Source organism: Variovorax sp. GW458-11-26-14-LB1 (assembly GCF_059423965.1).
The window spans coordinates 1-14,497 of record NZ_JBWKYW010000045.1; the positions used below are offsets into that span (position 1 = coordinate 1).

Annotated in this window: 13 protein-coding genes and 1 pseudogene; 9 read left to right on the forward strand and 5 right to left on the reverse strand. The window is 69.6% G+C overall.

Features of this window, described 5'->3' with window-relative positions; genetic code table 11:
• A pseudogene (locus tag AC07YS_RS24290) lies at positions 1–666 on the forward strand (hypothetical protein); the annotation flags it as partial.
• Between the two features lie 154 nt (positions 667–820).
• Positions 821–1,864: an RNA methyltransferase gene (locus AC07YS_RS24295; protein ID WP_495268136.1), complete on the forward strand. Its 1,044-nt coding sequence runs from the start codon at positions 821–823 to the stop codon at positions 1,862–1,864.
• Here AC07YS_RS24295 and AC07YS_RS24300 read toward each other — a convergent pair.
• Positions 1,857–2,609, reverse strand: coding sequence for an alpha/beta fold hydrolase (locus AC07YS_RS24300; RefSeq protein WP_495268135.1), 753 nt, complete (start codon positions 2,607–2,609; stop codon positions 1,857–1,859). The two genes, AC07YS_RS24295 and AC07YS_RS24300, sit on opposite strands and share 8 nt — an antisense overlap.
• 239 nt (positions 2,610–2,848) lie before the next feature.
• Between AC07YS_RS24300 and AC07YS_RS24305 the strand changes: the two genes are divergently transcribed.
• Entirely contained in the window at positions 2,849–4,447 is a 1,599-nt protein-coding gene (locus tag AC07YS_RS24305) for an OpgD/OpgG family glucan biosynthesis protein (RefSeq protein ID WP_495268134.1), read from the forward strand.
• 13 nt (positions 4,448–4,460) lie between these two features.
• Here the strand turns inward: AC07YS_RS24305 and AC07YS_RS24310 are convergent, their stop codons facing one another.
• On the reverse strand, positions 4,461–4,874 hold the full coding sequence (locus AC07YS_RS24310; protein WP_307694011.1) for an FKBP-type peptidyl-prolyl cis-trans isomerase: 414 nt from the start codon (positions 4,872–4,874) through the stop codon (positions 4,461–4,463).
• Between the two features lie 136 nt (positions 4,875–5,010).
• Between AC07YS_RS24310 and eat the strand changes: the two genes are divergently transcribed.
• From eat to AC07YS_RS24330, 4 genes are read left to right on the forward strand one after another with little or no spacing between them, the layout of a single operon-like run.
• Complete coding sequence (gene eat, locus AC07YS_RS24315; protein ID WP_495268133.1) at positions 5,011–6,417, forward strand: ethanolamine permease; 1,407 nt, start codon at positions 5,011–5,013, stop codon at positions 6,415–6,417.
• Positions 6,418–6,426: 9 nt separating this feature from the next.
• On the forward strand, positions 6,427–7,821 hold the full coding sequence (locus AC07YS_RS24320) for an ethanolamine ammonia-lyase subunit EutB (RefSeq protein ID WP_495268132.1): 1,395 nt from the start codon (positions 6,427–6,429) through the stop codon (positions 7,819–7,821).
• A complete protein-coding gene (eutC, locus tag AC07YS_RS24325; RefSeq protein WP_495268131.1) occupies positions 7,818–8,633 on the forward strand; it encodes an ethanolamine ammonia-lyase subunit EutC in 816 nt (271 codons plus the stop codon). Before AC07YS_RS24320 ends, eutC begins: the two co-directional genes overlap by 4 nt.
• Positions 8,630–9,211 carry a peroxidase-related enzyme gene (locus AC07YS_RS24330; RefSeq protein WP_062474448.1) on the forward strand — a complete coding sequence of 194 codons (582 nt, stop codon included), beginning with the start codon at positions 8,630–8,632 and terminating at the stop codon, positions 9,209–9,211. The genes eutC and AC07YS_RS24330 overlap by 4 nt, the downstream gene beginning before the upstream one ends.
• A gap of 22 nt (positions 9,212–9,233) precedes the next feature.
• Here the strand turns inward: AC07YS_RS24330 and AC07YS_RS24335 are convergent, their stop codons facing one another.
• The 3 genes from AC07YS_RS24335 to AC07YS_RS24345 are packed head-to-tail and all read right to left on the reverse strand — an operon-like array spanning position 9,234 to position 12,324.
• The gene (locus tag AC07YS_RS24335; protein WP_495268130.1) at positions 9,234–10,997 is read right to left on the reverse strand and encodes a phosphoethanolamine transferase; all 1,764 of its coding nucleotides are present in this window, start codon (positions 10,995–10,997) and stop codon (positions 9,234–9,236) included.
• A gap of 57 nt (positions 10,998–11,054) precedes the next feature.
• Positions 11,055–11,630 carry a phosphatase PAP2 family protein gene (locus AC07YS_RS24340; RefSeq protein ID WP_495268129.1) on the reverse strand — a complete coding sequence of 192 codons (576 nt, stop codon included), beginning with the start codon at positions 11,628–11,630 and terminating at the stop codon, positions 11,055–11,057.
• Complete coding sequence (locus AC07YS_RS24345) at positions 11,617–12,324, reverse strand: phosphatase PAP2 family protein (RefSeq protein ID WP_447743412.1); 708 nt, start codon at positions 12,322–12,324, stop codon at positions 11,617–11,619. The genes AC07YS_RS24340 and AC07YS_RS24345 overlap by 14 nt, the downstream gene beginning before the upstream one ends.
• Before the next feature lie 137 nt (positions 12,325–12,461).
• On the opposite strand from AC07YS_RS24345, the gene AC07YS_RS24350 reads away from it, so the two are divergent.
• Together AC07YS_RS24350 and AC07YS_RS24355 are read left to right on the forward strand one after the other, a co-directional pair.
• Complete coding sequence (locus AC07YS_RS24350; RefSeq protein ID WP_062474437.1) at positions 12,462–13,136, forward strand: response regulator; 675 nt, start codon at positions 12,462–12,464, stop codon at positions 13,134–13,136.
• On the forward strand, positions 13,133–14,491 hold the full coding sequence (locus tag AC07YS_RS24355) for a sensor histidine kinase (RefSeq protein ID WP_495268128.1): 1,359 nt from the start codon (positions 13,133–13,135) through the stop codon (positions 14,489–14,491). Before AC07YS_RS24350 ends, AC07YS_RS24355 begins: the two co-directional genes overlap by 4 nt.
• Positions 14,492–14,497: the final 6 nt, after the last annotated feature.

The window sequence follows — 14,497 nt, forward strand, 5'->3', positions numbered from 1 at the left end:
GGCCTGCTGGGTGGCGTCCTCGGTGGTGACGGCGGTCTGCTCGGTGGTGTGCTCGGTGACGACGGCCTCCTCGGTGGTGTCCTCGGCGGAGACGGCGGTCTGATCGGCGGCGTGCTCGGTGACGACGGCCTGCTGGGTGGTGTCCTCGGCGGTGACGGCGGTCTGCTCGGTGGTGTGCTCGGTGACGACGGCCTCCTGGGTGGCGTCCTCGGCGGCGACGGCGGTCTGCTCGGTGGCGTGCTGGGCGACGACGGCCTGCTGGGCGGCGTCCTCGGTGGCGGCGAAGGCGGCTTGCTCGGCGGCATCGTCGGCGAAGACGGCCTCGTGGGCAGCCTGCTCGGCGGCCTGCTCGGAGGCAAGGCCCCCGTCGCGGACATCCTGGAGCCGGTGTCGTCGGTGCTCTGCCATGCAAGCGACGCCGTGGCACCGGTCGTGGCCGAGGCCACGCAAGCCGCATCCGGCGCCGCGGTGCCCGCGGCCGACATCCTGGCCGGCGCCAGCTCGGCGGTCGCCCCAGTGGTCGCGGAAGTGGTGAACACCGTCGAGCACGCGGTCACGCCGCTGGTGTGCGAAGTCGTGGCCCCGATCACCAGCCTGCTCGACCACAGCGGCACGGGCTCCGCGCTGGCGCCCGTGACGAACATCCTGCACGGCCTGCTGGGCTGACCGAAGGCGGGAGAGGCCGGCAACGGCCCTCCCCTTTGTTCCAATTCGCGCACACGAAGGCGCAGCGCACCGCTTCCGGCGCGCTGCGCCTTCGCACGCCTGCCGTGCACAATCGGCGCTCCCGAGACCAGAGCCCCTTTGCCCCACGCCGCGCATGCGAATCCACGAACTGAAACGACGACTCCGCGAGGCCGGGGCCGGTCCCAGCCACGAGCAGCGCATCCTGCGGCTGTGGTCGCACGCGCTGCCACGCAACAGCGGCAGGCGCCTGCCGGCCACCTTCTTCCCGTCGTCGCTGATGGAGGCCTTGCCGGCCATCGAGGCCGAGCTTGCGGGCCTGGCGCGCATCCACGCGGTTCATCCCGGCGCGGACGGCTCCGAGCGGCTGCTCGTCGCGCTGGCCGACGGCCAGACGGTCGAAAGCGTGCTGCTGCCACGCGATGGGCTGTGCGTCTCGTCGCAGGTCGGCTGCGCCGTCGGATGCCAGTTCTGCATGACGGGCCGCGACGGCCTGCTGCGCCAGGTCGAAAGCGCCGAAATCATTGCGCAGGTCGCCCTCGCGCGCCTGCGCCGGCCGGTGCGCAAGGTGGTGTTCATGGGCATGGGCGAACCGGCGCACAACCTGGACAACGTGATCGAGGCCATCGAGCTGCTCGGCACCGTGGGCAACATCGGCCACAAGAACCTGGTGTTCTCCACCGTGGGCGATCCGCGCGTGTTCGAGCGGCTGCTGCAAGCGCGCGTGCGGCCCGCGCTGGCGCTCTCGCTGCACACGACCAATGCCGAGCTGCGCAAGAAGCTCCTGCCGCGCGCACCGAACCTGACGCCCGAAGCCCTCATCGACGCGGGCGAGCGCTATGCCCGAGCCACCGGCTACCCCATCCAGTACCAGTGGACGCTGCTCGAAGGCGTGAACGACAGGCCCGAGGAGGTCGAGGGCATCGTGCGGCTGCTGTCGGGCAAGTACGGCGTGCTGAACATGATCCCGTTCAACACGGTGGACGGCGTGGCCTTCGGCCGCCCGTCGCGCGAGCGCTGCGAGCAGATGGCCCGCACGCTGCACGAACGCGGCATCCTCACGAAGCTGCGCTACTCGGCCGGCCAAGACGTCGACGGCGGTTGCGGCCAGCTGCGGGCACGCGCGACCGAAGTGCGGGTGACGGTGCCAATCCGCCGCGCCGACGACCGGCTCAGCTGAACGAGGCCATCCAGTCCCACACCGCGCCGGGCGCCTCGACCATCACGTTGTGGCCGTGCGGGCCCAGGTCGCGGGCCTCGGGGTCGAGGGAACGGGTCTGTTCCATCGTCACTAGTGCATCGTGGCGGCCCTGGCCGAGGTGGACGGGGCAGCGCACCAGGCCGACCAGTTCGGACAGCGGCGGCTTGCCCACGGCGTTGGCGCGCGGGTCCATAGCGAGGCGCCATCCCTCGTCCTCTTGCGTCACGCCGCGCGCCACGACGGGCGCCGTCGCGTCGGCGATCGCGGCCAGGCCAGAGACCTTCAGGTAGCGGTCAACTGCCTCTTCTTTCGTCGCGAAACGCTTGGTAGGCTGCGTCGCCAGCGTCTCCATGCGGCGGACTTCTTCATCGCTCCATCCGACCTTGATGCCCGCCGCGAACACCGCGTGCGGCACGACGCCGAACCATCGCGTCGCAAGCGCCAGGCCGATCACGCCGCCCAGCGAATGGCCGAGCACCACGAGGCGGCCTTCGGGCTGCAGGTGCGGCAGCACCGCGCGTGCCACGGTGGCGGCGTGCTGGCCGATGGCGTAGGAGGCCTGCCGGTCCGATGCGCCGTGCCCGGGCAGGTCGAGCGCAAGCCAGCGGCCGCGCCATCGCGCATCGGCCTGAGCACACAGCGGCGACCACACCGCGCTTGTCGCGCCCATGCCGTGCAGCAGCACCAGCAGGTCCGGGCCTTCGCCGCCTTGTTCCGTGTACATGTCCGTGGTCTCCAGGCACTTTCGATGGCGCGAGAATACCCGGCGACGCCCCGAAAAGGGCCCGACCGGCACCCGCTGCCGCAAGACAGCGCGGGGCCTTGTCCGGCCCCGTTTGCGCGGAATGGCTGACGCGCCGTACCCTGTGGTCCGAGGCATGCTTGGCGTTGTTTTTCCCCCGTCTTTCCGACGCTTCTCTTTTCCCTTCTCCTCCAAAGGCTTTCGCCGCCCCTCAAGAACCCATGCTTGATCGCCGATCCTTCCTCGCCGCCGGCAGTGCCGCCGCCGCACTCGCCGCCCTGGGACTGCCCGAAGAGGCGCTGGCCGCCAACGGCCTGCAACTGAGCCAGCCGGCGCCCTTCTCCTTCGATGCGCTCGTCGCGCAGGCCAAGCGCCTCGCGGCCCGCCCCTACACCGCCGCCGCGCCGCTGGCGCCGCAGGTGCTGGAGCGCATCGACTACGACGCGCACGGCAAGATCCGCTTCGACCCCGCCAACGCCCTCTTCCGCGACGGGCCCGGCGCCTTTCCGGTCACCTTCTTCCACCTCGGCCGCTTCTTCCAGACCCCGGTGCGCATGCACGTGCTGGAGACCGCCGGCGGCGACAGCTTTGCGCGCGAGGTGCTCTACAGCCCCACGTACTTCTCGATGCCCCCCGACAGCCCCGCGCGCGCGCTGCCCGAAGGCGCCGGCTTCGCGGGCTTTCGCCTGCAGGAAAGCCGCCTGGGCGACCAGGGCAAGCTCGACTGGCAGAAGAACGACTGGGTCGCCTTTCTCGGCGCCTCGTACTTCCGCGCCATCGGCGAGCTCTACCAATACGGTTTGTCGGCGCGCGGCATCGCGCTCGACGTCGCGGTGCCCGACAAGCCCGAGGAGTTTCCGAACTTCACGCGCTTCTATTTCGAGACACCCGCTGCGGGCAACACCACCTCGATGACCGTCTACGCGCTGCTCGAGGGGCCGAGCGTCACGGGCGTGTTCAAGTTCGTCATGCAGCGCGGCAAGGCCGTGATCATGGACATCGACGCGCGCGTGTTCCTGCGCCGCGACGTGTCGCGCCTGGGCTTGGTGCCGCTCACGTCGATGTACTGGTACTCGGAAACCATCAAGCCCACCGCCATCGACTGGCGCCCCGAGGTGCACGACTCCGACGGCCTCGCGATCTGGAACGGCGCGGGCGAGCGCATCTGGCGCCCGCTCAACAACCCCACGCAGACCCGCGCCTCCGCGTTCGCCGACACCCGGCCGCGCGGCTTCGGCCTGCTGCAGCGCGACCGCAACTTCGACCACTACCAGGACGGCGTCAACTACGAGAAGCGCCCCAGCCTGTGGATCGAACCGCTGGGCGACTGGGGCGAAGGCTCGGTGCAGCTCATCGAGATCCCGACCGACGACGAGATCCACGACAACACCGTCGCCTTCTGGGTGCCCAAGGCCGATGCAAAGGCCGGGTCGAGCTACAGCCTGCAATACCGGCTGCACTGGACCGACCAGGAGCCCTTTCCGTCACCGCTCGCGCGCTGCGTCGCCACCCGCATCGGCCGCGGCGGCCAACCGGGCCAGCCGCGCCCGCAAGGCGTGCGCAAATTCATGGTGGAGTTCATCGGGCAACCGCTCACCACGGTGCCCTTCGGCGTCAAGCCCGAACTGGTGCTCACCGCGCCACGCGGCAAGTTTTCGTATGTCTTCGCCGAGGCCGTGCCGAATGGCGTGCCGGGCCACTGGCGCGCACAGTTCGACTTCACGCCCGAAGGCACGGAGCCGGTCGACATGCGGCTGTATCTGAAGAACGGGGATCAGACGTTGACGGAGACCTGGCTGTATCAGTACCAGCCAGGTTGAATTTCACGAAGCCTCAGCGCTTCGTGACCGACACCAGCTCGACTTCGAAATTCAGCGTCGCATTCGGCGGAATCAGGCCGTTGCCCGCACCGCGCGCACCGTAAGCAATCGACGCCGGGCAGGTCAGCTTGGCCTTGCCGCCCGGCTTCATCTTCTGCACGCCTTCGGTCCAGCAGGGGATCACACCGTTGAGCGGGAACTCGGTGGGTTCGCCGCGCTTGTACGAGCTGTCGAACTCCTTGCCGCTGTCGGGGAAGGTGCCGCGGTAGTGCACCTTGACCACGTCGGTGGCGGCGGGCGATGCGCCGGTGCCTTCCTTGAGCGACTGGTAGATCAGGCCGCTGGGCGTGGTGACCGCCGCGGACTGCGCAAAGGCTGCGGGAATGGCAAGGACGGACACGAGCGCGGCACAGACAAATGACTTCACGAAACACCTCGGTGGTTGAAAAGCTGCCGATTATGGACAGCCCCCGTGAAGCCGCCTGTACGCCGATGTATCCGATGGAACGGCCCTTGCTTTGGGAGGGGTGCACTGTCACCATCCGCCCAGAGAGGAAGCCCCCATGCGCTCCAACGACGCTCCGCCGGCCCCCGTCGCCGGCACCGGTCATCTCAAGAAAGTCCTCGGTCCCGTCCAGTTGTGGGGCATCGCGGTCGGCCTCGTCATCTCGGGTGAGTACTTTGGTTGGAGCTACGGCTGGAACACGGCCGGCACGCTCGGCTTCCTGGTCGCCACGGTGCTGGTGGCGACGATGTACACGACCTTCATCTTCAGCTTCACCGAGCTCTCGACCGCCATCCCGCACGCGGGCGGTCCCTTCGCCTATGCGCGGCGCGCCTTCGGGCCGCGCGGCGGTTTCGTGGCGGGCTTCGCGACGCTGATCGAATTCGTCTTCGCGCCGCCGGCCATCGCGCTGGCCATCGGCGCCTACCTCAACGTGCAGTTCCCGGGCATCAATCCGAAGTGGTTCGCGGTCGGGGCCTACGTGATCTTCATCGGGCTGAACTGGATCGGCATCGGCATCGCGGCGGCGTTCGAGCTGTTCGTCACGGTGCTCGCGATCTTCGAGTTGCTGGTGTTCATGGGCGTGGTCGCACCGGGCTGGTCGATGGCGAATTTCGTGGCCCACGGATGGGCCGGTGGCAACGTGCTGAACGGCGCGGCGGTGTCGGGCATCTTCGCGTCGATCCCGTTCGCGATCTGGTTCTTCCTGGCCATCGAGGGCGCGGCCATGGCGGCCGAAGAGGCGCGCGATCCGCACCGCACGATTCCGCTGGCCTACACCACCGGCATCGTCACGCTGGTGCTGCTGGCCTTCGGCGTGATGATCTTCGCGGGCGGCGTGGGCGACTGGCGCCAGCTCGCGAACATCAACGACCCGCTGCCTCAGGCGATGAAGGCGGTGGTGGGGGCCAACAGCGGCTGGTTGCACATGCTGGTGTGGATCGGCCTGTTCGGCCTGGTCGCCTCGTTCCACGGCATCCTCATGGGCTACTCGCGCCAGATCTTCGCGCTCGCGCGCGCCGGCTACCTGCCGGCCTACTTCGCCGGCCTGAGCCCGCGTTTCGACACGCCGCACCGCGCGCTGCTGGCCGGCGGCGTGGTCGGCATCGCCGCCATCTTCAGCGACGAGTGGGTGCAGTTCGGCGGGCAGACGCTCACGGCCAACATCGTGACCATGGCCGTGCTCGGCGCGATCGTGATGTACCTGATCTCGATGGCCGCCCTGTTCAAGTTGCGGCGCACCGAGCCCGACCTGCTGCGCACCTACCGCGCGCCCTTCTACCCCGTGTTCCCGGCCGTCGCGCTCGGGCTCGGGCTGGTGTGCCTGGGCGCGATGGTCTGGTTCAACCCGATGCTCACGGTGCTGTTCCTCGTACTGATGGCGGCCGCCTACGGCTACTTCCTGCTCACCTCGGCGCAGCGCGATGCCGCCGCGCCGGACGCGATGCTGTCCTCCACGCCCTGACAAACAGACATGCGCTACCGCACCACCATTGCCGGCCAGGGCTTCGCCTTCGACGATCTGCGACAGGTGCTCGCCTGCGCCAGCCCCGCGCGCTCGGGCGACTACCTCGCGGGCCTCGGCGCGGCGACCGCCCAGCAGCGCATGGCGGCGCGCCATGTGCTGGCCGACACGCCGCTGAAGCAGTTCCTCACCGAGGCGCTGATTCCCTACGAGCAGGACAACATCACGCGGCTCATCATCGACACGCACGACGTGCAGGCCTTCGCGCCGGTCGCGCACCTCACGGTCGGCGACTTCCGCAACTGGCTGCTGTCCGAGCAGGCCACCACAGAGGCACTCGCCGCGCTGGCGCCGGGCCTCACGCCCGAGATGGTCGCAGCCGTGTCCAAGCTCATGCGCAACCAGGACCTGGTCGCGGTCGCGAAGAAGTGCCACGTCGTCACGCGCTTTCGCGACACCATCGGCCTGCCCGGCCACCTGGCCGTGCGCCTGCAACCCAACCACCCCACCGACGACCTGCGCGGGGTGGCCGCCTCCACGCTCGACGGCCTGCTCTACGGCGCGGGCGACGCGGTGATCGGCATCAACCCCGTGTCCGACAGCCTGCCGGTGCTCGGGCGCCTGCTGCACATGCTCGACGAGGTGATCCAGCGTTTCGAGATCCCCACGCAAAGCTGCGTGCTCACGCACGTGACCAACACGCTGAAGCTCGCCGAGGCCGGCGCGCCGGTGGACCTCGTGTTCCAGTCGATCGCCGGCACCGAGAAAGCGAACCTCTCGTTCGGCGTGACGCCCGCGCTGCTCGACGAGGCCCACGCCGCGGCGCAGTCGCTCGCGCGTGGCACCGTCGGCAACAACCTCATGTACTTCGAGACCGGCCAGGGCAGCGCGCTTTCGGCCAACGCCCACTTCGGCGTCGACCAGCAGACCTGCGAGGTGCGCGCCTATGCGCTGGCGCGGCGCTACCAGCCGCTGCTCATCAACACCGTCGTCGGCTTCATCGGCCCCGAGTACCTGTACGACGGCAAGCAGATCATCCGCGCCGGGCTCGAAGACCATTTCAGCGGCAAGCTGATGGGCCTGCCGATCGGCTGCGACATCTGCTACACCAACCACGCCGAAGCCGACCAGGACGACATGGACACGCTGCTCGTGCTGCTGGGCACGGCGGGCATCAACTTCATCATGGGCATCCCGGGCGCCGACGACGTGATGCTCAACTACCAGAGCACCTCGTTCCACGACGCCCTCTTCCTGCGCGAAACGCTGGGCCTGAAGCGCGCGCCCGAGTTCGAGGCCTGGCTGCAGCGCATGCAGATCACCGACACCACCGGGCGACTCGCACCGCCCTCGGCCAACCGGTTGTTAAGCGACATGGGCGGGCTGTCCGCGCTGGCGCCATGAGCGATTCGCCGGTCACCCCCAACCCCTGGGCGCAATGGCGCGCCGCCACGCCCGCGCGGCTCGCGCTGGGCCGCGCCGGTGCCGGCATGCCCACCGACGAGACGCTGCGCTTCGGCTGGGCCCACGCGATGGCGCGCGACGCGATCCATGCAGCGCTCGATGTCGACGCACTCGATGCCGCACTGCGCGCGAACCAGTGGGACGTGAATCGCGTGCGCAGCCGCGCGCCCGACCGCACCACCTACCTGCGCCGCCCCGACCTGGGCCGCCAGCTCGATGCCGAAGACGCCGCGCGCCTGCGCGACGGCCGACCTGCGGGCGGCTGCGACGTCTGCTTCGTGATCGGTGACGGCCTCTCCTCCCTCGCCGTCGCCCGCCACGCCGTGCCGCTGCTCGCCGCGCTGCGCCCGCAGTTGCCGCCCGGCACCCGCCTGTCGCCTGTGTTCATCGCCACCCAGGCGCGCGTGGCACTGGCCGACGAACTGGGCGAAGCGGTGGGCGCGGCGCTGTCGGTCATGCTCATCGGCGAACGCCCGGGCCTGAGTTCGCCCGACAGCCTCGGCATCTACCTGACCCATTCGCCGCGCCGTGGCCGGCACGACGCTGAACGCAACTGCATCTCGAACGTGCGGCCCGAGGGGCTGTCGTACGCGCAGGCCGCCTTCAAGCTTGCGTGGCTGGTGCGCGAGTCGCTGCGCCGGGGGTTGAGCGGGGTGGGGCTCAAGGATGAGAGCGACCTGGCGGTGCTGGCTGCAAGCCCGGACGCCGTTGCCTATGATCCCGGGACCGATCCCCAGGAGACAAGCAGATGAACGCCCCCCGCTACCCCCTCGCCGAACTGAAAGACCTGCCCGACGACATCCGCACCGCGATCCTCGCCGTGCAGGAAAAGGCCGGCTTCGTGCCCAACGTGTTCCTCGGCCTTGCGCGCCGCCCCGCCGAGTGGCGGGCCTTCTTCGCGTACCACGACGCGCTGATGCTCAAGGAAGAAGGCTCGCTCACCAAGGGCGACCGCGAGATGATCGTCACCGCCACCAGCGCGGTCAATCAATGCCTGTACTGCGTGGTGGCGCACGGCGCGCTGCTGCGCATCTACGAGAAGAAGCCGCTGGTGGCCGACCAGGTGGCGGTGAACTACCGCAAGGCCGACATCACGCAGCGCCAGCGCGCGATGCTCGACTTCGCGATGAAGGTCTGCGAACGCTCGCACGAGATCGACGACCGCGACTTCGGGCCGTTGCACGCGCACGGCTTCGACGACGAGGACATCTGGGACATCGCGGCCATCACCGCCTTCTTCGGCCTGAGCAACCGCCTGGCCAGCTTCAGCGGCATGCAGCCGAACCCGGAGTTCTTCCTGATGGGCCGGCTGCCGCGCGAAAAGAAGTAAGAAGCCGAAGCTGCGAGCGCGCTCAGGCCTTGCCGCGGCACGAGGCCAGCGCGTCGAGCGCGGGCTTGTAGGTGGGCGTGGTCACGTCCATCAGGCCCAGCACCGTGTGATAGAGGTTGTCGTGCGTGAGCGGCGCGTCCAGGCCCGCCTCCATGCACGAACGCGAGAGCTTGCGGCGCTCGCTCATGCCGTCGCCGAACCAGGTGACCATGGGCACGTGCTTTTGCGCATCGGGCGCGAAGCTGTAGGGCACGCCGTGCAGGAACAGGCCGTATTCGCCCAGCGACTCGCCGTGGTCGCTCATGTACAGCAGCGCCGTGTCGTACTGCTTCGATTGGGTCTGGAGCCAGTCGATGGTCTGGCCGAGGAAGTGGTCGGTCTGCGCGATCGAGTTGTCGTAGACGTTCATCAGCTCGGCATGCGCGCACTCGGCCAGTGCGTTGGTCTTGCACTCGGGCGTGAAGCGCTTCAGCTCGGGCGCCGAGCGCTTGTAGTAGGCCGGGCCGTGGCTGCCCATCTGGTGCATCACGAGCACGACGCCCTTGGCACGCCGCTCGGCGGGCAGCGCGGCGATGCGTTCATCGAGGCCCTTGAGCATCACGTTGTCGAGGCACTCCTCGCCGTCGCACAGGGCCTTCTTGGTGGCCGCATCGAGCCCGTCGAAGGCCGAGGCGTTCGGGATGCGCGCACACACGCCCTTGCAGCCGGCCTGGTTGTCGAGCCAGAACACGGCCAGGCCCGAGGCCTGCAGCACGTCCATGAGGTTCTCGTACTCGTCCTTGCGCGACTCGTAGCCGCTCTTGCCCAGGGGCGAAAACATGCAGGGCACCGAGGCCAGCGTGTTGGTGCCGCACGAGCGCACCTCGCGGTAGCTCAGCACGTTGCGCTTGGCGAGTTCGGGCGTGGTGTCGCGGGCGTAGCCGTTCAGGCCGAAGTGATCGGACCGCGCGGTCTCGCCCACCACCACGACGAACAGCGGCGGGCGCTTCTGCGCCGCATAGCTCGCGCCCAGCGCCGTGCCTGCGGTGATCGGAATCAGCTTGCTGCTGCGCTTGAACATCGGCTTGAGCACCACGGCGCCGGCCGAGTACAGGCTGGCGATCGGGTTCATCATGTAGCGCAGGTGCACGTTGTTGCGCATCAGCGGCGCGAGCTGCCGGTTCATGGCCACGGCCGTGACCACCGCCACGACGGCGGCCAGCACCAGCAGCAGCGCGTTGCGCCAGACGTGCGACAGCAGCCCCATCGGCACGATGCGCACGCGCCAGATCGCCCAGGCCGCAGGCAGCACGACCACGAGCACGTTGAAGGCCATGCGCCCGCTCAGCAGGTCGCGCGCTTCGTTGGGGTCGGTCTGGAACGCGTTCGCGATCATGCTCGGGTCCATCACCACGCGGTACTGGAGCATGTAGTGCTGCGCCACCGCGGCGACCACCACCACGAGCAGCCACAGCGGCTTCATCCAGCGCGACCAGGCCGTGAGCGACAGCATCGCCACGGTGCCGCAGAAGGTGAGCATCCCCAGCGCGGCAATGGTCGGCATGTAGGTGCTGGGCGCTCCGCCCAGGCGGGCCAGGTCGTTCAGCAGCGGCCAGTTGGCGGTGAGGCCGAGGTACAGGCTGAGCCAGACGATCACCTGCCGCGTCGAGCGGGGCTGCGAGATCCAGCGGTCGATGCGTTGCCAGAAAGTGCCGGCGGCGCCCGCATCCGACAGCGGCGCGGGGCGGGATTCAGATCGGCTGGGAGCACGCGCCAGCAGCGCGGAGTCGAGACGCGAAACAGACATGCCGCCAATGTAGGCAGCGCGCCTGAAGAGAGCCTGAACAGTTCATTCAGAGCGCATTCAGGCTCGGCCGATGCGCGCGCGGCGCAGCAGACGCAGGCGCGGGCTGCGCGACACCGCGCGGCCGACGGGGCGGCTGATGCCGCGCTCCACCACGATCGAGACCAGCGCCGCCAGGATCGCGGCAGCCGTCACATCGGTCGGGAAATGCAAGCCCAGGTACAGCCGGCTCCAGGCCACCACCACCGCCGCCACCAGGGCCAGCCGCATCGGCGTGCGCCACGGCAGACACCACAGCGAGAAGGCGGCGGCAAACGTGCCGGCCGCATGCAGGCTGGGGAAGCCCGGGCGCGCACCCTGCGGCACCCACTGGATGCCCAGGCCGTAGAACGCGGGCCGCGGGAACGGCAGCACCGAGCGGAACACGTTCACCACCAGCCACACGACGAGCACGCTGACCAGCGCGGTGAAGAAGGCGTGGCGCCAGCGGCGATCGAAGGCCGCGGCGGCCGCGATGGACAGCGCCAGCAGCGCCGGCAGCACGTCGGACGCGAACATCGCGAAGCGCAGGCTCCACGCCGGCGCGGAGGCCGAGGCGTTGATCCAGCTGAACAGGGCGAAATCAAGGGCTTGCATGCAGGGGCGCGGTGCGCTCGATGGGAGGGGACGTCCGGCGGCGCGTCGCCACCAGCTCGATGAGGAAGCCGACCGTCCAGCAGACCCAGGCGGTCCACAGCGTATGGCTCATGTAGTGCGCGCCGCGCATCTGCTGCGCCACGCCGAGCACGAGCCCGGCGACCAGCGCCACGCACAGCCACACGACGGCCCCGCGCGGCGCCACGTGCCGCAGCACGAAATACCCGCCAAGGTAGGCAAAGGCGGCCGAGGCATGGCCGGCCGGGAAGCAGCCGCCCGGCCCGCCGTCGTCCTGGCGCCAGGCCCAGTGCGACACATAGCGCGCCACGCCGCCGAACTCCTTCAGATCCCAGGGGCAGCTGGTGTCGCTCAGGTGTTTGATCAGGCTCACTGCCAGCACCGAGGCCAGCACCGTCAGCGCCAGCTGCACGCGAGCGCCCGTGCCCAGGCGCCGCAGCACGCCCACGGGCCAGCGGATGGCGGCGAACAGGCCGATCACCAGCAGCCAGCTGAGGTTTCTCGCGCCTTCGTGCATCACGTGGACCAGGAAGGGGTTCTCGCGCCAGGGAAAGCCCATCGGCGTGCCGGCCAGGCGGGCCAGCGGCAGGTCGCCGCCAAGGGCGTCCCAGATCATCAGCAGGGCCAGGGCAAGCAAGGTCAGGGCTCCGAGACGGAGATACGGGGTACGGGTCATGAAGAAAAACAGGCCTCGGAACAGACTGGCGCGAGCCTACGCACGCGGGATGAACCCAGTCTGAAGCGACCTGAACGATTCCTGACGCGATCGCCAGAGGGGCGGCGCTAGACTTCGAGTTTTGTAAGGGCCACCGCGTGCGAATCTTGCTGGTCGAAGATGACAGTTCGTTGGCAGACGCGGTCTGCAGCTACCTCGTCGCCAAGGCGTTCGTCGTCGACGTGGCCCCCAGCCTGGCCGAGGCGCGCGGCGCCCTCCTTTCAGTTCAGTACGCGGCGGTGCTGCTCGACCTGCACCTGGGCGACGGCGACGGCCTCTCTTTGCTGCCGCAGGTGCGCGCGCTGCGCGAGCCGCCCATCGTCATCGTGCTCACGGCCCGCGACCAGGTCACCGACCGCATCCGCGGCCTCGACGCCGGCGCCGACGACTACCTCATCAAGCCCTACGACCCGGCCGAACTGCTGGCGCGGCTGCGCGCCGTGGAACGCCGGCGCAGCGCCAACACCTCGCCGGTGCTGCAGCTGGGCACGCTGGAGATCGACCTGGCCCACGACCGCGTGCGCAAGGACGGCGTGCCCGTCGTGCTCACGCAGAAGGAATGGGCCCTGCTGCGCGTGATGGCCACGCGGCCCGAGCGCATCCACACGCGCGACAACCTGGCCGACGCGCTGTACGGCTTCGGCGACGAGGCCGACAGCAACACGCTCGAGGTGTTCATCAGCCGGCTGCGGCGCAAGCTCGGGCGCAGCCACATCCAGACGCTGCGCGGCCTGGGCTACCGGCTGTCGTTCTCGGCGGACGACGAGGAATGACCGGCACCTTGCTGCGCGACCGCCGCGATTCGCTGGCCGGGCGCCTCACGCGCACGCTGATCCTGTGGGTCGGCGGCGTGTGGCTGCTGTGCGTGCTCGCCGTGGTCTGGTACGTGGACCGCGAGATCAACCACAACTTCGACAACGAGCTGGTGGAGGTGTCGCACCGCATGTTCGACATGGCGGTGCAGGAGCTCGAGAAGCTGCGCCTGCGCCATGAAAGCGGCAAGCAGGACACGCCGCTGATCGCGCCCAAGCAGCTGTTCTCCGAAGACGCCGTGATGTACCAGGTGGTCGACGTGCACGAGCACGTGCTGCTGCGCTCGGCCGAGGCCCCCGACGATGCCTTCGACGTACCGCTGGCCGCGGGCTTCGCCAACAACCAGACCTGGCGCATCTACACCGTGCGCCACCCCACGCTGGGCCTGTACTTCCAGGTGGCCGACCCGCTGGACGAACGCCGCCGCGCGCTGAACCGCACGCTGTTCGGCCTGATCATTCCGCTCGGCGCGGTGCTGCCGTTGCTGGCGCTGGTGCTGCGCCGCGTGGCGCGCACCGAGCTGCGCGTGCTGCAGCAGCTGGCCGCCGAGATCGAGAAGCGCAACGGCGCGGACCTGCGCCCGATCACCCTGCCCGGCCTGCCGCAGGAGCTGCGCGCGGTGGGCGACCATGTCAACCGGCTGCTGCAGCGGCTGTCGCAGTCGCTCGACGTGGAGCGCGCGCTGGCCGCCAATGCCGCGCACGAGCTGCGCACGCCGCTGGCCGCCGCGCGCCTGCGGCTGCAGACCGCGCTCGACCACGACCTGAAGCGCACCGACGTCGAAGGCGCGCTGCAGGCGCTGCAGATGCTGAGCCACCGCGCCGAAAAGCTGCTGCAGCTGTCGCGCGCGGAATCGGGTGCCTCGCTCGCGCGGGCGCGGGTCGACCTGGTGCAGCTGGCGGGCACGGTGGCACAGGAGTTCTGGCAAGACCCGCAGATCAACGAACGCCTGAAGCTCAAGGTGCCCGACAGCGCGGCGCCGGTGGCCTTCGGCGACGTCGATGCGCTGGCGATCGCGCTGCGCAACCTCGTGGAGAACGCGCTGCGCTACAGCGGCGACGGCCGCGTGACGATCGAGGTCGCGGCGCCCTGCGTGCTGGTGGTGCGCGATGCCGGTCCGGGTGTCAGCGCCGAGCAGCTGCAGTCGCTGCACCAGCGCCATGTGCGCCACGGCTCGGACCGGGCCGGCTACGGCCTGGGCATGTCGATCGTGAGCACCATCGTCGAGAAGCACAACGCGACGCTGGCGCTGGCCTCGCCGCCGCCCGGCATGGCGCGCGGCTTCGAGGCGCGCATCGTGCTGCGGCCGGCCTGAACTTTT

Excerpts from the sequence above, each read along its gene's own strand:
- AC07YS_RS24295 (WP_495268136.1), top strand. The coding sequence starts at position 821 with ATGCGAATCCACGAACTGAAACGACGACTCCGCGAGGCCGGGGCCGGT.
- AC07YS_RS24300 (WP_495268135.1), bottom strand. The coding sequence starts at position 2,609 with ATGTACACGGAACAAGGCGGCGAAGGCCCGGACCTGCTGGTGCTGCTG.
- AC07YS_RS24305 (WP_495268134.1), top strand. The coding sequence starts at position 2,849 with ATGCTTGATCGCCGATCCTTCCTCGCCGCCGGCAGTGCCGCCGCCGCA.
- eat (WP_495268133.1), top strand. The coding sequence starts at position 5,011 with ATGCGCTCCAACGACGCTCCGCCGGCCCCCGTCGCCGGCACCGGTCAT.
- AC07YS_RS24320 (WP_495268132.1), top strand. The coding sequence starts at position 6,427 with ATGCGCTACCGCACCACCATTGCCGGCCAGGGCTTCGCCTTCGACGAT.
- eutC (WP_495268131.1), top strand. The coding sequence starts at position 7,818 with ATGAGCGATTCGCCGGTCACCCCCAACCCCTGGGCGCAATGGCGCGCC.
- AC07YS_RS24330 (WP_062474448.1), top strand. The coding sequence starts at position 8,630 with ATGAACGCCCCCCGCTACCCCCTCGCCGAACTGAAAGACCTGCCCGAC.
- AC07YS_RS24335 (WP_495268130.1), bottom strand. The coding sequence starts at position 10,997 with ATGTCTGTTTCGCGTCTCGACTCCGCGCTGCTGGCGCGTGCTCCCAGC.
- AC07YS_RS24340 (WP_495268129.1), bottom strand. The coding sequence starts at position 11,630 with ATGCAAGCCCTTGATTTCGCCCTGTTCAGCTGGATCAACGCCTCGGCC.
- AC07YS_RS24345 (WP_447743412.1), bottom strand. The coding sequence starts at position 12,324 with ATGACCCGTACCCCGTATCTCCGTCTCGGAGCCCTGACCTTGCTTGCC.
- AC07YS_RS24355 (WP_495268128.1), top strand. The coding sequence starts at position 13,133 with ATGACCGGCACCTTGCTGCGCGACCGCCGCGATTCGCTGGCCGGGCGC.